General features: G+C 31.9%; 24 protein-coding genes and 2 pseudogenes. 7 read left to right on the forward strand and 19 right to left on the reverse strand.

The genetic code is table 11. The annotated features are described in order from the left end of the window. The first annotated feature begins 159 nt into the window (after positions 1 to 159). Positions 160 to 654, forward strand: coding sequence for a CBO0543 family protein (locus LPC09_RS15340; protein WP_098799506.1), 495 nt, complete (start codon positions 160 to 162; stop codon positions 652 to 654). Positions 655 to 720: 66 nt separating this feature from the next. Here the strand turns inward: LPC09_RS15340 and LPC09_RS15345 are convergent, their stop codons facing one another. Further along, positions 721 to 1440, reverse strand: coding sequence for a YebC/PmpR family DNA-binding transcriptional regulator (locus tag LPC09_RS15345; RefSeq protein WP_098799505.1), 720 nt, complete (start codon positions 1438 to 1440; stop codon positions 721 to 723). A gap of 194 nt (positions 1441 to 1634) precedes the next feature. Next, positions 1635 to 2803: pseudogene (locus LPC09_RS15350) on the reverse strand (CapA family protein). A 314-nt stretch (positions 2804 to 3117) separates the two neighbouring features. Between LPC09_RS15350 and LPC09_RS15355 the strand changes: the two are divergent. Beyond that, positions 3118 to 3681, forward strand: a complete 564-nt coding sequence (locus LPC09_RS15355; RefSeq protein ID WP_098799503.1) for a glutathione peroxidase — start codon at positions 3118 to 3120, stop codon at positions 3679 to 3681. Between the two features lie 52 nt (positions 3682 to 3733). On the opposite strand, the gene LPC09_RS15360 is transcribed toward LPC09_RS15355, so the two are convergent. From LPC09_RS15360 to LPC09_RS15370, 3 genes are read right to left on the reverse strand one after another with little or no spacing between them, the layout of a single operon-like run. Next, on the reverse strand, positions 3734 to 4504 hold the full coding sequence (locus tag LPC09_RS15360) for a sporulation protein (RefSeq protein ID WP_098799502.1): 771 nt from the start codon (positions 4502 to 4504) through the stop codon (positions 3734 to 3736). A 17-nt stretch (positions 4505 to 4521) separates the two neighbouring features. Beyond that, entirely contained in the window at positions 4522 to 5304 is a 783-nt protein-coding gene (locus tag LPC09_RS15365) for a serine/threonine protein kinase (RefSeq protein ID WP_098799501.1), read from the reverse strand. Next, positions 5304 to 5489, reverse strand: a complete 186-nt coding sequence (locus LPC09_RS15370; protein ID WP_098799500.1) for a hypothetical protein — start codon at positions 5487 to 5489, stop codon at positions 5304 to 5306. The genes LPC09_RS15365 and LPC09_RS15370 overlap by 1 nt, the downstream gene beginning before the upstream one ends. Before the next feature lie 310 nt (positions 5490 to 5799). Between LPC09_RS15370 and LPC09_RS15375 the strand changes: the two genes are divergently transcribed. Beyond that, positions 5800 to 6870 carry a DUF2515 family protein gene (locus LPC09_RS15375; protein ID WP_231307712.1) on the forward strand — a complete coding sequence of 357 codons (1071 nt, stop codon included), beginning with the start codon at positions 5800 to 5802 and terminating at the stop codon, positions 6868 to 6870. Between the two features lie 49 nt (positions 6871 to 6919). Here LPC09_RS15375 and LPC09_RS15380 read toward each other — a convergent pair whose 3' ends face one another. Beyond that, complete coding sequence (locus tag LPC09_RS15380) at positions 6920 to 7102, reverse strand: YozD family protein (RefSeq protein WP_098799498.1); 183 nt, start codon at positions 7100 to 7102, stop codon at positions 6920 to 6922. Positions 7103 to 7263: 161 nt separating this feature from the next. Here LPC09_RS15380 and LPC09_RS15385 point away from each other — a divergent pair, with 161 nt between their 5' ends. Further along, positions 7264 to 7458 (forward strand): hypothetical protein, encoded by a 195-nt coding sequence (locus tag LPC09_RS15385; protein WP_098799497.1) that lies wholly within the window; start codon positions 7264 to 7266, stop codon positions 7456 to 7458. 1 nt (position 7459) lies between these two features. On the opposite strand, the gene LPC09_RS15390 is transcribed toward LPC09_RS15385, so the two are convergent. From LPC09_RS15390 to msrB, 6 genes are all read right to left on the reverse strand, one after another. Then, positions 7460 to 8131, reverse strand: coding sequence for a hypothetical protein (locus LPC09_RS15390; RefSeq protein WP_098799496.1), 672 nt, complete (start codon positions 8129 to 8131; stop codon positions 7460 to 7462). Positions 8132 to 8263: 132 nt separating this feature from the next. Continuing rightward, positions 8264 to 8491, reverse strand: a complete 228-nt coding sequence (locus tag LPC09_RS15395; protein WP_098799495.1) for a YozE family protein — start codon at positions 8489 to 8491, stop codon at positions 8264 to 8266. Positions 8492 to 8664: 173 nt separating this feature from the next. Beyond that, positions 8665 to 9654: a biotin synthase BioB gene (bioB, locus tag LPC09_RS15400; RefSeq protein ID WP_098799494.1), complete on the reverse strand. Its 990-nt coding sequence runs from the start codon at positions 9652 to 9654 to the stop codon at positions 8665 to 8667. 185 nt (positions 9655 to 9839) lie between these two features. Next, entirely contained in the window at positions 9840 to 9962 is a 123-nt protein-coding gene (locus LPC09_RS15405; RefSeq protein WP_098799493.1) for a YjcZ family sporulation protein, read from the reverse strand. A gap of 153 nt (positions 9963 to 10115) precedes the next feature. Further along, positions 10116 to 10493, reverse strand: a complete 378-nt coding sequence (locus LPC09_RS15410) for a VOC family protein (protein ID WP_098799492.1) — start codon at positions 10491 to 10493, stop codon at positions 10116 to 10118. Positions 10494 to 10591: 98 nt separating this feature from the next. Further along, positions 10592 to 11551 (reverse strand): peptide-methionine (R)-S-oxide reductase MsrB, encoded by a 960-nt coding sequence (gene msrB / locus LPC09_RS15415; protein WP_231307713.1) that lies wholly within the window; start codon positions 11549 to 11551, stop codon positions 10592 to 10594. Between the two features lie 190 nt (positions 11552 to 11741). On the opposite strand from msrB, the gene LPC09_RS15420 reads away from it, so the two are divergent. Beyond that, positions 11742 to 12164, forward strand: coding sequence for a MarR family winged helix-turn-helix transcriptional regulator (locus tag LPC09_RS15420; RefSeq protein ID WP_231307714.1), 423 nt, complete (start codon positions 11742 to 11744; stop codon positions 12162 to 12164). A 119-nt stretch (positions 12165 to 12283) separates the two neighbouring features. Beyond that, on the forward strand, positions 12284 to 12535 hold the full coding sequence (locus LPC09_RS15425) for a DNA alkylation repair protein (protein WP_098799489.1): 252 nt from the start codon (positions 12284 to 12286) through the stop codon (positions 12533 to 12535). Between the two features lie 57 nt (positions 12536 to 12592). Here the strand turns inward: LPC09_RS15425 and LPC09_RS27405 are convergent, their stop codons facing one another. After that, positions 12593 to 12721, reverse strand: coding sequence for a hypothetical protein (locus LPC09_RS27405; protein WP_255301700.1), 129 nt, complete (start codon positions 12719 to 12721; stop codon positions 12593 to 12595). 308 nt (positions 12722 to 13029) lie between these two features. On the opposite strand from LPC09_RS27405, the gene LPC09_RS15430 reads away from it, so the two are divergent. Then, positions 13030 to 13203 (forward strand): hypothetical protein, encoded by a 174-nt coding sequence (locus tag LPC09_RS15430; protein WP_176551233.1) that lies wholly within the window; start codon positions 13030 to 13032, stop codon positions 13201 to 13203. Positions 13204 to 13386: 183 nt separating this feature from the next. Here the strand turns inward: LPC09_RS15430 and ypmT are convergent, their stop codons facing one another. The 6 genes and pseudogenes from ypmT to LPC09_RS15460 all read right to left on the reverse strand — a co-directional run bounded on the left by ypmT (position 13387) and on the right by LPC09_RS15460 (position 18305). Further along, positions 13387 to 13587, reverse strand: coding sequence for a protein YpmT (gene ypmT, locus LPC09_RS15435; protein WP_098799488.1), 201 nt, complete (start codon positions 13585 to 13587; stop codon positions 13387 to 13389). A gap of 48 nt (positions 13588 to 13635) precedes the next feature. Further along, a complete protein-coding gene (locus LPC09_RS15440) occupies positions 13636 to 14757 on the reverse strand; it encodes a S1C family serine protease (protein WP_098797399.1) in 1122 nt (373 codons plus the stop codon). Positions 14758 to 14760: 3 nt separating this feature from the next. After that, a complete protein-coding gene (locus tag LPC09_RS15445; protein ID WP_098797400.1) occupies positions 14761 to 15918 on the reverse strand; it encodes an FxLYD domain-containing protein in 1158 nt (385 codons plus the stop codon). A gap of 251 nt (positions 15919 to 16169) precedes the next feature. Continuing rightward, positions 16170 to 16745: a YpmS family protein gene (locus tag LPC09_RS15450; RefSeq protein ID WP_176551081.1), complete on the reverse strand. Its 576-nt coding sequence runs from the start codon at positions 16743 to 16745 to the stop codon at positions 16170 to 16172. Positions 16746 to 16763: 18 nt separating this feature from the next. After that, positions 16764 to 17558: pseudogene (locus tag LPC09_RS15455) on the reverse strand (SGNH/GDSL hydrolase family protein). Positions 17559 to 17720: 162 nt separating this feature from the next. After that, complete coding sequence (locus LPC09_RS15460) at positions 17721 to 18305, reverse strand: SCO family protein (RefSeq protein WP_098797404.1); 585 nt, start codon at positions 18303 to 18305, stop codon at positions 17721 to 17723. Between the last annotated feature and the right edge of the window lie 11 nt (positions 18306 to 18316).

Below are 18316 nucleotides of genomic sequence, written 5' to 3' on the forward strand. Positions count from 1 at the left end.
ATAAAAATCATAAAGCCTTACGTTACGTTAATGTAAATAGCATTTTTCAAAGAAACAAATAGGTAAAATGTCTCAAAAAAATAGTTGATACCACTAAATGGTATTATTTGTAAATATAAGGTAGATAATAAGATTCAGTATGATTTAAGGAGTAATTATATGCACTTCCTAATTTTATCCTTTGTTCTATATCTAGCTATTAAAAAAGCCAAGTGGAATAACTGGGAGCAATATTATCCAACAATGCTGTATATGTCATTGGCTAGCTTTATATATGAATATATTTCACATACCTATTACCATCTTTGGGAGTTAGAAACAGGTCCTTTTATTTCACATATGAATGTTCACTTTTTACATAATTTAGTTATTAATCCTCTTATTGCTTTTATCTTTTTATCAAATTATCCTACGCTTCCTTTAAAGAAATTTCTTTATATATTACGTTGGGTATTAATTTTTTTTGTTGGAGAATGGATTGGAAGGATAACAGAAATTCTAACCTATCATCATGGGTGGAACTTAGCATGGTCACTTCTTTTTATCACAATTATGTTCCCAATGATTCGATTTCATTTTATTTATCCTATTAGAGCGTTGCTATTATCGGTCTTTTTCGTGGTCTTCTTTTTGAAAATATTTCGATATATTTAAGCATTTAAATAGCAATCCAAATAAAGAAAACCTTCGTAATATAGAAACGAAGGTTTGGAATATTACTTATTCACTTAAATCTACATTATGGAAGACTTGTTTTACGTCTTCTAAATCTTCTAACGCGTCAATCAACTTTTCAAATTGAGCTTTTGCATCATCTGATAGTGTTACATCACTTTGCGCAAGCATCGTTAGTTCAGCAACTGTAAAATCAGTTATACCAACACCTTTAAATGCTTCTTGTACTGCATGAAATTGATCAGGCTCTGCATATACGATAACTGAATCATCTTCTTCTAGAATATCTCTTGCATCAACGTCTGCTTCCATTAATAGTTCTAAAACCTCATCAGCTGTTTTTCCTTCAACCCCAATAACAGCAGTTGCATCAAACATATAAGCTACAGACCCACTAACACCCATATTTCCACCGTTTTTTCCGAATGCAGCACGAACATCTGAAGCTGTACGGTTCACGTTATTTGTAAGAGCATCAACGATGACCATTGAACCATTTGGCCCAAATCCCTCATATCGAAGCTCATCATAACTTTCTTCGGTTCCACCTTTTGCTTTTTCGATTGCACGGTCAATAATTGTTTTTGGTACACTATATGTCTTCGCACGTTCAAGAACAACTTTTAATGCTTGGTTAGCTTCTGGATCTGGCTCACCTTGCTTTGCTACAACATATATTTCCCGACCAAACTTTGCATAAATACGACTAGTATTTGCATCTTTAGAAGCTTTCTTTTCCTTAATATTATTCCATTTACGACCCATTAAAAACACTCACTTTCAACGTTAAATCAATAAAAAACTTATATATTGTAATTCTTTAAATATAATCACTAAACTCTATTATACCTTAATTATTCATTTTGTTAAAAGATATTATATTTTGAAAAAGGATAGTAATAAAGCTAATTATTATAACAAAAAGACAGAAAAGCAATGAAGCTCTCCTGTCTTGGAATTTATTCTGTAACTTCTTCTTCTGTATCATAAACGATCCAGTCAGATCCCTTCACTTGATTGGAATAATGAATGATTTTATCCTTAACTCTCTCATATTCACCCCCACTTAATAAAGTTGGTTGATAATCATTATGAGATGAAACAGATGAGATCGAAAACGGAACCACATTAATTTCTTTTTTGTCACTAAGTTCACCATTTTCTATATGAAACGTTTGCTGAAAAACAAATGTATCCTTGTCAGAAGGGTTTTTATTTCCGCCAAACATAAAGTTACCTAGACTGTAAACAATAAACTTTCCGTTATACTCCTCAATTCCTTGTAAAACATGTGGATGATGACCTAATATTAAGTCTGCTCCAGCATCTACACTAAATCTTGCAAGTGATTTTTGATCCTCATTTGGAACATAGTGTTATGAAAGTGGATCAACACAATTTGAACTCCCTGCTCTCTTAAAGACTGTATGTCTTTCTCGATCGTTGAGCGGATTTCTTCGGTATCCTCCCATCCTTCGTAACCCAATGCACCGATTTTAACTTCCTTAATGGTTGTTATAAATTGATTTTCATAACCAAAATAACCAACATCTCTCTCTTTTAAAGCCTCTATTGTATCTTCATATCCTTTTTGCTTATAATCAAAAATATGATTATTTGCTAAATTGACTGCCTCAATTCCACCAAGTTTTAGTATTTGGGCATATTCAGGATCTCCTTTAAAACGAAATGTTTTCTCAGCTTTTTCTGTTGCATTCGTTAAGGTTGTTTCTAAATTTACAGTAGTAAGGTCATCTTTTTTAAAAACATCATTAAGTCCTTCTAAAAAGTAAGACAGACCATTCGTAGAAGCTGTATGAACAAATGAACCATTATACTCAAAATTCTCATCCATTCCTAGTGTAAAATCACCAGCAGCACTAATTTTTATTGACGCATCTACATCACTTGGCACTTCCACTAGTTGTTTTTCAGATATAACACTCTCTTTTCCTTCATGCTCAGATGTCGTTACAACTGCTGATTTTTCTGGTTTTAGCAGTGAATATGCAGAACTTACTATTATGATAAAAATAATGCCAAGAAGTATTCTTCTATAAACCTTTTTAAGTCTTCTTCGTTTCCTTCGATTGGTTACCCTTGATAAAGATGCCTTTTTCTCGTCCATTTCTTTTTCCCCTTTTTGCAAAAGTGCTCTACTTAACATACTTTAAAACTTAAACATGTAAATGCAACTATAAGTTAGAGTTTAAATAAGAATAGTTTAATATACATATAACGATATTTTCTACCTAATTGTTACATTTTTTTAAAACAAATTACCTACACTATTATTCTATCGGTAAATTTTTATATTTTATTAATATATATAAAGTTAGTTAGCTTGAATGAATTTCTTTTAAATGATGAAACTATTCATGTATAATAAAAATGAGTCAAATTTCATAGGGAAAAATAACTATTAATCTTGGAGGACTGTTTATGAGTATATATCATTTTACAGCGAAAGCAATGAATGGAACGGAAAGATCTCTTGAAGACTATAAAGGAAAAGTATTATTAGTTGTTAATACTGCAGGTAGATGCGGATTTACATATCAATATGAAGACTTACAAAAGCTGTACAATCGCTATAAAGAAAAAGATTTTGTAATATTAGGGTTCCCTTGTAATCAATTTGATAACCAAGAACCTGATTCAAATGACGCCATTCAAGCGAACTGTCTATTAAACTATGGTGTTAGTTTTCCATTATTCCAAAAAATAGATGTAAGAGATGAAAACATTCACCCATTATTCGATTATCTATCACAAAGTAAACCTTTTGAGGGATTCAATCCTTTCCATCCTGTTGCAAAAATACTAATTCCGTTACTAAATGAAAAACACCCAGAATATTTAACAGATAATTACTCAATTAAATGGAATTTCACAAAATTCTTAATTGACCAGGAAGGTAACGTTGTAAAACGTTTTGAATGTACAACAGATCCTATTGACATGGAGCAGGATATAGAAACATTATTAAATAATGTAACAGCGTAAATACATGCCAAAAACTATTGGAACTTTATTCTGTTCCAATAGTTTTCCTTTTCTAACTATGATTTTCTAGAATTTCCTTAAAAATGTTTTTTACTTGATGCAGTTCATTTTCTTCTATTGTAAATTTAATAATCGATTCATCTAAATCAAGTGCTTCTGAAAAAAGACCAGCAAGGCCCCTTGCACGGCGGTCGACTTCTACTACAACCTCTATTTTATGATCATCAATTAAGAAAAACAAAACTTCCACTTCATCGAATTTTCCATAATACGAACCCGTTGTTGGAATAAATTCAAATTCTTGTACAAACGGTAATCTTTTTCTTAATTTAAATGAAGCCTCTTCGTTTTTGACCTTTCTTAAGGAAAAACCTAATTCTTTCATAACATTTAAAATCTGATCCATCATATTATTAGGTAAAATTGTCACAATATCTCGATCTTGTGGATCAAAAGCACCTTTTATGTCCACACCTGTTTGAATCCATACTTGTGATGAACCTACACTAACCGGTGTGTCTAATGGCATTTCAATTTGGAAAGGGAATGTTTTAGTTTCTCCAGGCATAATGACAAACGGTTCATTTAACTTAATGGTTGCGATCACAGCATGCTTATTGATTACGCGATCATCTTGTTCTTTTTCATAATTTGTGTTGACTGTTAAATAGATCTCATCAACTGCTTGTTCTACATTTCCACCTTGTACATCAATAACTCCTTCTACTTTTTCACCAATCATGATGGATGATTTAGAAAGTTTAGCATCAACCTTTGCAGAACCAACTCCAACACTTGCCAGTATTTTATTAAAAAATGACATCCTGATTCCTCCTCATTTTATGACCCTCTTATATCCTTCATAATTTGATTGATTTCATCATATGGTTCATCTAATTGGAGCATTTTACGTAGAATTCTTTTTGTATGGTCTGTAATATCCAACTCTTCTTCCCATGATCTTTTTTCCCTAGTTTTCGGTTGATATGAGGAATAAAGTAAAAATAAAAGAAAATGACCTAATGCATAAAAATCACTTTTAAATGAAACTTCTCGAAACAACTTTTTCTCTAAAGAATCAAATTGTTCAGAATGATTATCATTTATGAATCTAGCCAGACCAAAATCAATAATGTACTTTTCTTCTTCATTTTTCAAGATATTAGGAATACGTAAGTCACGGTGAACCCATCCAATATCATGAAACAATTTTACTAATACAAGTACGTCATAAAGCTCTTTCAATGCTTCTTCTTCTGAAAATGTCATATTTTCTATAAAAATTAAATCTTCATATGTTTTTCCTTTTTTATATTCCATCACAATAAAATGTTTTTCATTTTCTATAAATTCATCATAAAAAGCTGGAATAGAAGAATCATTTAAAGTTCTTAAAATAGTGACTTCATGTTTAAAAGATTCTTCCCCAGACTTTTCGAGCATTTTATATTTCCGTAATTGCTTTAGCACTTTATTCTGATTTTCTTCATCTTTCACTAAATATGTGAACCCATAGCTACCTTTGCCTAAAAGATTCTTAATGATATATCTTTCATTTACAATTTGATGAGCTTTTAATGGTTGCTCTGTTAGTTCAATCCACTTTTTGGTGAACTTGTTCATTAGCTACTATATGAACTAAAAAAACCACTTGATTTATGCTTTCTTTTGTAATGTTGGTGCCCATACTTTGACGGATGATAATGATGAGATTTTCTTCTTTTAAAATCACTCGAACTGTAGCTTCTTCGGTATGAATGTGAATGTTTACTTGAAGATAATAAAGATTTAAGGATTTTCTTTAACATATTAAATCCCTCTTTCTAAAAATTTTATTTTTATTATAGCTCATTAGTATATACGACAAAAAAGAACAAAGGTTTCATAAATTTCATACAAATAATATAGGAATTTAACTGAATCCATTTCATAATGTATCATTTGTTACCAAAAAACGTATGAATTTCACCTTTATTAGTGTTTTCATCCGTGTATTGTTTATTAACAAGTTCAGGATGAAGAAAGATGTTCGTTTTTTGATTTAAGAGTCATTATTATAAAATTAACTCAACTACAACTACTGTAATAAACAGCCTAAACTTAAAGGACGGTTTAATTATGAATGAAGAAATTAGAAATAAAAAAGCAAACGACCGGTTTCTTGAGCAGCAACTAAAGAATATATTGAAAGAATCTTCTCCTTTTGTTATTACACAAAAAGAAAGAAAAATAATCAACACTATTTCTAATGAAACAAAAATTAATAATAAAAATAATCTTACTAGAACAAATGCATATTTAACATTTTATCGTCAACATCCAGAGATTCATTGGGCTTTTCTTGCGCATATGGTTTCTCGCAATGGTGGATACAATATGACCGATTTGAAAAGTCCTTTACTTGAATCTTTCGTTGATAGCAAGCAACAAACAATTCTGTTTCATTTTTTAGAAAGAGCAAATGCCCTGATTTTTCATGATGCCTTTCCACAGCTATTACTCTATAAAAAAAGCAAAGAAGATTCTACTGATTATTCCCATTTATTACCTTCGTTTCATGTTTCTAAGTTCATGATACCAATTTGGAAATTCTTCTTTACTTCACAACAATCTTCACTGCTAACATATGCATTAATAACGAATGAACAGCATTATGTTGAAAAACACTTAATGACACTTCCTTTCATAAAAAAAACTGTTCTCCTTTCGTTTATGTATTTGCTTCAGGAAAAATTAGGATTCACACATGTTCTTTTTCCTTTTAAACGCTACCGCTTTTTAAATAAGCATTCATTAGCAGGTTTAGAAGTTCATGATTTTTCTTCTGTTAAGACAAGAATAGATACTGGTAAAAAACTATACAACATCCTTTTTTCAAAAAATTGGCTTTCTTCATTTTCTCAGTTTGCTACTAAACATGAACATACAGCTTCACGTCATGATTATTGGCCACATATTTTCACCAATAACATAATGGACGATCCTAAAATTTACAGCCCACCACTAGCTAAGGCTTGGGAGGATGTTCCACACACTTTTCCAAAATACCAAGATTGGTATATAGACTTTTCACAAATAAAGAAATTTAATAACCCCTTAAATATTGAATTTCAAGTTATCACTAAGAATGTAAACCATGATTTAATGCTCATTAAAGCATTGTCAACAATGAAGGAACTATTAACATAATAAAAAAGGCTGACATGTAAAATTCATGTCAGCCTCTCTAGTATTCTTCCTATTCATTCTCTTCATAGTCTAAATCTTCATCGATAATGCATTTGTTAAGAAGGTAATCGAATGTTATATCTGCAAGTTCTCCAAGTTCTTCTTCACCTGGAACATACCCTCTTTTTGTGAGCTCATTGTAAAAGAACTCAGCAATCTCCTCAGTATCAATAATTACTTCTATTTCCTTCACAATATCGCCCCCCTTCTATTTTTTATGTCCATTTAAAGGGACATATGCAAATCAATGAATATTTTTTTATAAGACTTTATAAAATGAACTGGAATAAATATAAAGTAAAAACATATAGTTAGTTTTAAGTGGACAAGCTTAAAAAAGGGGCGGTAATCGATATGTTAAAAGACATCCAATATACTTCAGACTATAGTGAAAAGAAACAACAAAATTCGAAAGAACGTGTACTAGATTTTATTGATGGGAAAGGCTTTGATTCTCTTTTAGAAAATTCTTTAAAAACATTATTTTATGGAATGGTCTTTTTCTGTGTTCCTTACCTTATTTATCTCATAATCTCTTTGGCCTTATAAACTATTCTTTATATCTATATAAGCTCTTTAAAATTAAGTTCATCATATCTTTGTATTCTTCATCATGAAACATTTTATATAAGGTTTCATAATCGTTATAGATATCAAGCATTTCATCAATTAGCTTTTTATAATTTTCTTCTTCAACAGGTTGTTTTGTTGACTCGAGACCAATGTAACTATGAATCATTGATGCATAATATCGACTTTCGTCTGAAATCGTATTATGCAAATGAAGCTGCTGCATAAAAGACTCAGCCTCTTGATTGCTGATCATTAGGCTCATTTCATCTTCAGTAGCTTCTAACCATTCTCCATCAGACATGCGATTTAATTCATATGTTAGTTCTTCCCACCCATCTTCGGCATATCTCCACACTTCTGTTCTCACACCTACAATGCGAAATAAAGAGCTTCCGTATCCTTTAACTAAAACAATATCACCTATTTGATAGTGAACATCAATATTTATTTTCTCTGTCTCAATAAGAGATCCTTCATAATCAGAAAATAATTGAAGGGCATTTTCATAATACAAAATATCACCATGATTCACTTCGTACGCATATTGATGATCAACAAAATGGAGCTTTGTTATGGTACCCACAGTTCCATACATAATAATCACGACAATATCCCCTATTTTAAATTTTGGTCTGTTTTTATTTTTCATTTTTCATCTCTCCTTTGTCGTGATTGTAAGGATAAGATAGTATATGCTGAAACTTAAAATTCGTCATGGATAGTTTTTTACAACGAAAACTAAAAGGACAAAGATGAGCTTAGTTCATCTTTGTCCTTTTAGTTATATTCTTCTTAAAATTTCATTTTGATAACGATCCCAGGCATCGTCGAAAACTGACATACTTTGTAAATAATGACCGTTCATCTCCAAATAAGAACTTAGCTCATCATAACTATCAGTTGTCTTTGGAAAAGCATGATCAAGATACGCATCATTGGCAAATTTAGATAACTCATCCTTTGGTTTTGGATGACGATATTTCATTAAATAATGATAAAAGGACTTCATCTGGTATTCCCCCGTTGTTTTTGCTTATTAAAGACTAGGATAATACAACTGAAGAACTTTAATCAAGCCTCGATTATATTTCTCCCTTAACTAAAAAGTGATCTTCTTAAACCCTCAACTAATATAACAAGTAAAACCACAGCAGATTTACTGTGGTTTAGTTCCGGTAAATTTTAAACACTCATTTCTTCATACTGAAAATCTATCTCAAATCCAAGATCCTTGAGCATTTTATGGTCTGCAGTGCTTTCTTGTCCAGCTGTTGTCAAATAATCTCCTACAAATATGGAATTTGCTGCATATAAGCCAAGTGGTTGTAGAGACCTTAAATTCACTTCACGTCCACCAGAAATTCTAATTTCTTTTGTTGGGTTTATGTATCGAAATAAAGCTAGTACTTTCAAACAATATCTAGGATTTAAATCATTTGTCCCTTCAAGAGGTGTACCATCTATTGCATGTAAAAAGTTTACAGGGATTGAATCTGCATCTAATTCTCTTAAACTATATGCCATATTCACCACATCATCTAATGTTTCACGCATTCCAACAATTACACCAGAACAAGGTGAAATACCACTCTGCTTTACCAACTCAACTGTATTCGTACGATCTTCGTATGTATGTGAAGTTGTGATAGAAGAATGATGTTCTTTTGATGTATTTATATTATGATTATAACGATCTACTCCGGCTTCTTTTAAACGCCTTGCCTGATCTGGTTTTAAGATACCTAGGCATGCACAAATTTTCAATCCATATTTGTCCTTTATTTCACCAACAGCAGATGTTACATGATCAACTTCCTTATCACTTGGTCCCCGGCCACTTGCAACAATACAATATGTTCCCACTTTTAGGTTATGAGCTTGCTCTGCACCTTTTAAAATAGATTCTTTATCTAGCATTCTATATTTCTCTATTGGTGCTTTTGAAACAACTGATTGTGAACAATAACCACAATTCTCAGGACATAATCCTGATTTAGTGTTGATGATCATATTAAGCTTTACTTTTTTTCCATAATAATGTTTTCTAATCTTAAATGCACCATTTAATAGCAATAACAAGTCATCATCATCACACATTAAAATTGACTTTGCTTCTTCTCTGGTTAAAATTCTTCCATTAATCACATCGTCGGCCAATAATTCCCAATTCATTTTAACATTCCCCCTTAGATTACTTATATTAATGGTAATGAATGGTTGTTATAATGTCAACCATTTTAACATTACAGTTAACATATTGAGCATAATATTTCCTAATATAGGTTTACACTTCAGTTATATTATGATTCACCTTATATATAAAAAAGAGCTCACATCGGAGCTCCTTTTAATAGAGATTAGTGAATGTAAGCTGCACCAACGATGATTAATAAAATGAACAAAACAACGATTAATACGAAGCTATTTCCATAACCGTATCCACCAGCGTGTGGGTATCCATGATCATAATAGCAATGCATATTGATTCACTCCTCATTTGAATTTAGATTTCCCTTTACTTTATGTCATGGGTGGGTTGTATCGTATGTGCATTCGCCCATTTTTAGGTAAAAAACTAATTTTAAAATAAAAAGCAAAAAACCAGGCTGCATCCAAGGCCCGGTTTCCTTTCTTTAACGTTCAAAAAATTCGATCCATTCTTTTTCTGGACCTCTAAAGAAAATATACTTTGCTCCATTTGGCAACTCTGTGATCTCTTCAAAGATCCATTCTACGTTTGCCGCACGTAATCTATCTCTTTCTTTCTCAATATTATCAACTTGAAAAGCAATATGATGAACCTTTCCTTCATCAGGTAAATTAGGATTATATCCTTCTATAAGTTCAACAATAATATTGCCTCCCACACCTAAAAATGCTAGCTTCATATTCCCATCTGTATGTAAAAACTGATCAAGCAAATCAAGACCAACTACATCTTTGTAAAATGTAATGCTTCTTTCAATATTTTCCACTTGTATTCCAACATGCTCAAAGCCTAATACTGACATCTGCTCTACTCCTCCTCTTCTATTTTATTCCCATTTTATACAAAGAATACAAAAGTGTCTATACTAGAAAAAGGCTGAACATCATTCAGCCTTTTTCACTATTTATCAAATAACTGAGCGTATTTACCATACCCCTCTTTTTCTAAATTATCCTTTGGGATAAATCTTAAAGCAGCCGAATTAATACAATATCTTAACCCATTAGGACCTGGTCCATCATCAAATACATGACCTAAATGTGAATCAGCTGTTTTACTTCTAACTTCTGTACGAATCATTCCATGCGTTGTATCCATTTTCTCGACAACTTCAAAGTCTTGGATTGGTTTTGTAAAACTAGGCCAGCCACATCCTGCGTCATATTTGTCTTTTGAACTGAATAAAGGTTTTCCAGAAACAATGTCTACATAAATACCCTCTTCATTGTGATTCCAAAACTCATTATGAAAAGGAGGCTCTGTTCCATTGTTTTGAGTAACTTCATATTGAATAGGAGATAAAGTAGATTTTAAACCTTCTTTGTCATTCCCTTTCCAATGCTCTTGTATAAAGCGGTCTCTACCAGATCCTGTTCGATATTGTTTGTAACGACCGGTACTCTTTTTATAGAAATCCTGATGATATTCTTCCGCAGGATAAAATGGTTTTGCCTCAAGAATCATTGTAACGATAGGCTTTGAAAACCTTCCACTTTTCTCCAACAGTTCTTTTGAGGCTTCTGCAATCTGCTTCTGTTCTTCTGTATGATAGAAAATAGCTGTCTTATAAGATTCTCCTCTATCAAAGAATTGACCACCTGGATCTGTTGGATCAATTTGTTGCCAAAATAATTCTAACAGCTTTTCATAAGGGAATATCTCAGGATTAAACGTTATTTGTACAGCTTCAAGATGACCTGTTGTATTTGAACAAACTTCCTCATATGTAGGATTTTCCTTATTTCCCCCGGTATAGCCTGAAATAACACTTTCGATACCTGGTAACTCATCGAAGGGCTGGACCATACACCAAAAGCAACCACCAGCAAATGTAGCGAGTTCCAACTTGTGCTTATTCATCGTTTACTTCCCTCCTATTAACTAATGGATTCTATTATATATCATGCAATAAAACTTAGAAAGTATACAGCTTTTTATAAATAGTCTCTTACTTATCTTCCACATCATTTTCTTTAATAAACCTTGACACATTCTATAACATTCCTTAGTCTTATTAAAAGGATACTTTGATAGTACGGAGGAAACTAGGTTGAATAATCGTCAAGAAAAGATGTATGAAATGGAAGCCCTAATGCGTGATGTATATAAGAAAACTCGTCACGAAATGAATCAAGTTTATGATAATGAAATGTCTAGAAATGAATTTTTCATTTTAAAAACTTTGTACGAACTTGGTCCAAAAAAGTCATCTGACTTATCCAAAATACTAAATGTTTCTGCTTCTCATATTACAGCGGTAACTGACTCTCTTATCGAAAAAAATTGGATTGAGCGCGTTCGTTCTGTCAAAGACCGTAGAATTGTTGATATTCATCTAACGGAAAATGGGAAGAAAATTCTTGAACAGTATGAAAAAAAGAAAACAGACTTTTTGTTAGAAAAGTTTAATGATTTTAGTGATGAAGATATTGCAAACTTCATTATCTTATTTAAAAAACTATTAAAAGAATAGTGTATATTTATTAAACGCTGTAGGTTTGAGAGGAACTCCCAAACCTACAGCGTTTTTACATATAAAAAAATAATTTATACATACTAAAGAAAATAAGAATTATTACGGAGGTCAGAATAATGTCTTCACCATATTTATGCCCAAATTGTAAAACAAATAGAACCAGGTTTAATATTATTGAACAACTTGCAAAACCGGTTAAATTAAACCCACAAACAGGAGATATAGTAGAAGAGCTCCAGCAGTCAAATTTAGATCCGTTCCATGTTTCATATAAAGGTCCTAATTATCGAGTACAGTGCGGTACTTGTGGTCTAATTGAAGACGAAATATCATTTATTAAAAGAGCACAGATTAATCAGTCTTACTAACATAACGAAAATAAGTGGAATAGAATCTTTTATGATCAGATCTATTCCACTTTTTCTTCACTCACTATTTTGAGTCATATTAAAAAACATCGGGTCTTCTTTTTTTTCATTTTTTGAGGATTTCTCATCTTTCTTCCCCATTTTCCCATCTGATTCATAACTTAATTTTTTATTTTTGTTTTTCAACCTTATCTCTCCTTTGCATAAGAACTACCATCATTTTTTCCATTTAAGATGAAATTATGTAGACGATGAATAAACGAAGAGCTGTCCTACCACAGTCTGATTGAAGAGGGATTTGAAGTATCGATTGAACTAGTTTTACAATAAATTACTGTAAAGATCATTAATGAATTTTTAATTCATTTTTAATTTTTTAAGATCATGTACAGATTCTGTAAAAAGTCTATGCACACCTGAAATTTCCATTATTATTAAGTTGAGCCAACTGGTTCACATATAAATTACTCAACGTTACATGGGAGGAAAAGACAATGAATAAAAGTTTATTATTAAAAGTTGGAGCTTCTTTACTTGCTGTATTTTTAATGGCTGCATGTAACAACACAGAGGATACTGAACAAGAAGAAACAAATGTAGAAGAAACTGAAGAAGGTACTGAAGAAACCGAAGAAGACGCTGAACAAACTGAAGAAGAAGCAGAATAATCATAAAACTTTTTCAAGTAGAAAACTCGCTGACCGGCGAGCCTACAAGATGAAATGTGATGAGTAGTTGCACTTAAGCTAAATACTTAGGAATTGAACACTATGTCGGAATTTTTCAGTGCTGCTGATTTATGCTTTTAACGTACAAAAAATGAGAGGGGATTTCCCTCTCATTTTAATAAATTAACTTTCACTTTTATGTTTTTGCTTTTCATCTTTAATATGCCAAACATAAACTGCAATACTCATACACAATGTGCTATAGGCGAGATTTAAGTACACCTCATCCATATTTTCTGCAACTAGCTGCTGATAGGCAATTCCACCGAAAATAAGCGCAATAATGATGGCTGCAATTCCCATTAAAACAAATTTGTTTTTCATAATAACCCCCTTATATTATTTAGTAATCCAAGGAATATATATGATTAATCAATCCTGCTTTTTCTCTGATATAATTTTGGCCTGATCATTCTCGTAAGCTATCACATAATTCACAGAAGTTGAAGTAGTTTCTTGACCACTACCTGTTCTTTTCACAATCTCAAGGACTGTTTCAACGATTATTTGTTCTTCTTTTTTTACCGTTTTTAATTCTTTAATAGTTATAGATAAAATATTCAAATACTCTTTACGAAATGATTGATAATCTACATTTGACTGCCATTCACTTCCTAACAAGGAATAAGCAGTGACAAAATCATTAAAGGTTATACTCTCAATGAAGTAGCTAATTAAATAATCTGATGTTTCTATAATCTTATTTTCGTCTATATCAACGGCTGCGTCAATAGAAGGTTCAACAGGAAGGTTCTTCATAGGTGTTTCTGACCAACTATTAACAAGTGGTAATACTGCACTAATTGGGAGGCTAAACCCGATATTTCCTTGCTCAATTCTAGCGGAATTAATGCCTATAACAGCTCCAGTTTGCCTGTCAATCAGCGGACCTCCACTATTACCTGGAGCAATGGGTGCAGATATTTGATACACATCTTCATAAATATACGGATCAACACTTAGTTCTCTGTCCGTTCCACTAATAATTCCAGTTGTAACCGTATTTTGAAAACCTAATGGACTACCTAGTGCCAATATTTCATCGCCAATTTCTAGTTTGGTATTTGGTGATAAACTTAAAGGCTCCACATCCTCTAAACCTTCAACTCGAACGACCGCTACATCAGTTTCTGTACTTATTCCAATTACTTTTCCATCGAAGCCTTTTGCATCGGTTGTTCTAACTTTTACCTCACTAGCACCACTAACAACATGTGCATTCGTAATAATATCACCTTTATCATTATATAAGAAGCCAGATCCAACCGTACCATCATTTAATTCAACCATCACAACTTTCTTTTGAGCCTCACGAATAATTTCCTTTATCTCAGGAACAGTTTTATCATTATTTGAATCTTCAACTTTGTTTAAAATCGTTGATTCAGAAAATACATTTTTTGTTGTTTGTTCTTTTATATAAAAATAGCCAAACCCACCTGCTATCCAAATTAGAAGGGATACTATGATACTATATATCACTCTCTTATTCATAAATTATCCTTTCTTCTCTTCTAATAACCATGAAATATTCATAATGTTAACTTTTGCATTTTCTTTTGTTGAATAAGTCACATGTTCAAAATCACCAGTTTCACCTGGCTCCAGCTTATTTGGAAACACATTTGTTTTACCAGACTCTAATTCCTTTCCTTTTTCATCGCTAACTGTAAACTCAATAACAATTGAGTGCACTGTTTCAGTCCCATTATTATTTACAGAACCATTAATATATGCATCACCATATTTATCAACTTTTATATTGACTGCTGTTAATTCCACGGCTTTTGTAAGATTATGTTGTTCTTCCATTTTAGCGGCTTGAAGAGCTTTATTAATTCGTTCTTGTTCAGCTTGTTCAAAACCGGTCTTTTCCTCTATTATCCGATCTTTTAGTGATAGCAGTTTCTCATTATTGACAACATACTGTAATGCCTCATCTACTACATTTAACGCTTGGTTAAAATGTTTATTCGCCAAGTTTTCTTCAGCTTTAACCGAACTAATTGTGACCATTTTCGTATAAATCTGTTGTTTTAATTCAGTAGCTTCTTGTAATTCCAACGAATAAAAAGTGGCCAATTTATCAGCCAACTCATCTATAGATTCTAGCTTATTTATTTCTTCCTTCATTTCCCCAACCTTGACAGAAGTTTCGGCTTGTTTAATTTCGTGACTAAGCTTTACAAATAATGGTGATCGATTCGTACCCATTTGGCGCTTAAGTAAATCAAGATCCCTTTGAGCACTTTCATATTGTTCATCCATTATTTTTTTTTCAACTTCCGTAAGATCCTCGTTTAAATCCATAATTGTTAAAAGTAATTTTTTCTCATTTAATAGAATATCGTAATTATTACGATATGAAAGACCAGTTTCTACAAAATCTAATGCTTTGTTATACTCCCCTGCTAAAGCAGCTTTTTCTGCTTTTTCTTGATAAGTAATGACATTTCCATTTACTTTAGTTTCATGAGAATAAACAAATATTAGAACAAAGAGAACCGATAAAAAACTTCCTACTGGAATTAAGAAGCTTAGTAAATAAGTTTTTTTGTTTATTGATTTATGATGATCATTTCTTCTTTTCCCACAATGGGAACAATAATTTGCATTTTTTTCTATAAAACTAGCTCCACAGTTTATACAAAACAATTATAACCCTCCCACTCTAATTTCAGAGTTAGAGCTTACTAATACGTCGTCTAATAGATACATTTTTTCAGGCATCTATTAATCTATCTATTTATTCGACATACTATTCTATAAGTATACATGTTTCAACAAGATCATTCTAGGTTTTAACCTGGGGGTAATTCGTACCATTTTTCAGTATAAAAAAATAATGCTGTAAAGAACTAAACTTCCCATAAAAGGCTATAAGGTCTAACATTTGAAGTTAGACCTTACGGCAGTGGAACATATAATGTAAATGTGATGTCATCTTTTTCTAAATTAAAGCTTTCAGCTCTTGCACTTAAACCACTCTTTAATGTTAATTGGTCAAGATGAATATCAATCAATTTTTCACTTGGATCTATTACCACATACTTAGGAAGATCATAATAAGTATTCATATATTTCAGTACATAAGACACAGGAAGCTTCAACTGTCCTATTGACAATTCATTAACCAATAACTGAACATTTCCATCAGATTTAACTTTCGGTTCCAGAATTAACTTCATGTCAATATCTTTATTAAAAGCTTTTACAACTCCATACACGTTTACTTTATCTTCAAATTCCACTCGATATTGTAAATTTTGCTGACCTGTTTCCTGTTCTAAATAGTGATTCACTAAATGAGTCAAGTCACTTTTCTGGGTTTTAATAAGAAAAGGGACAGTTCCTTCCTTACTAACTTTCGTGTTTTGTGCGCTAGGTTTTTCGGTTGGAATTAATGAAGAAACTGTCACGAACAAAAGAAACAGTACGTTAATCCCAGCTAGAACAAAAAATGAAATTTTCCACCTTCTCATTACATCACTCATTTCTACCTATTCATTAAAGGATACTTCTGCTTTAGATATAGAATCATATACTCGCTCAGCTATTAATGTATACCCGCTTTCGTTAGGATGAAATTCATCTTTGTACAATAGCTTATTGTCTACTTCAGAAGTAGAGAAAATATCTTCAACAGATACAAATATCCCATTTTTATCTTCCGTTATCATCTGTTTTGAAACTGAGTTCCACTCATCGATAATTTGATCGATTTCCGTTATATTAGGAAGCATATATTTAAAAGGATTATAAAGGCCAACAAATACAATTTGTGCATCTGAATTATAAGATCGAATTGTTATAATAATATTACTTAATCTTTCCTCGTAAAGTTTTTGCTATGCTCTAAACGGTTGAAAGTCCAATGAGAAAATATTCTGTCGAACAACATTCATAATGTCATTTCCACCAATAGTCATAACAATCATATCTGCTTCCTTAATGGATTCAATTACTTTATCATTTGTTAACTTTTTTTGGAGATTAGATGTTTTATGTCCCTTTACCCCGTAATTTTCAACCAAAACTTCTTTAATGTGATCTTGCTCTTCCAACATTTCAGTCACTCTGCCAACATAACCACCCAACTCTGCTCCGTCGCCAACTCCCTTTGTTAAAGAATCACCTATCCCAACTACCTTCATAGTTTTAGGAAAAAAATCTTCAGCAGGGGTTTCCTTTTCGCTTAGTGACACAGGTTTATATTCTAGTTTTGCAGCAGGCTGATTTATACAACCAGTTAAGCACAAGCCAATTATACTAAACAATACAAGCTTTTGGAGCATACAATCACCCCGTTATTTAGTTTCAAAAAAACATTATATCATGTCACCATGGATAAAAGCCTTTTAAATCATGAAAAAGAGTTAGCTTTTAAACTTTTAACTTTATTATATCTTATGAAAAAAGACTCCTTATGGAATCTTTTTTCATGGCTTATCTTTTGTTTATTCCTGGCTTATTGCTTTTATATCTGCAATCATTTGATCATATGGTGGATTTTCAACACCATTGTAATCTTTTAGCACCGTTCCATTTTGATCAACTAAATAAAAATAAGTACCATGGATCACTTGTTCTGTACTTTCTGGCTTTTGAACAATAGTCTTAAAGCTTTCTTTTGCAAATTCTTCAATTTCCTTTTGTGAATATCCCGTTAAAAAATCCCAGTTTTCAAATGAAATTGAGTAAGGCTCTGCAAACTCTTTAAGTTTATCAGGAGTATCAATTTCTGGATCAACACTAAAGGAAACAATCCTTGTATTAAGCCCTTCATTCTCTAGTATCTGTTGAAGCTCCGTCATGTGCGCTGTCATTGGTGGACATACTGTGTCACAGCTAGTAAAAATAAAATCAGCTACCCACACCGTTCCTTTTAAATCCTCCAATGATACTTGATCATTGTCTTGGTTTGTATATTCAAAGGATTGAACTTCATAATTAAGTGGGTTTTCAATTGGTGATTTTTGTCCGCAGGCACTTAAAATAAGAATAGTGGCTCCGATCAAACTCCATAAAATTTTCTTTTTCATTAACACCTTCA

This window comes from Metabacillus sp. B2-18 (genome assembly GCF_021117275.1).
GTDB lineage: Bacteria > Bacillota > Bacilli > Bacillales > Bacillaceae > Metabacillus.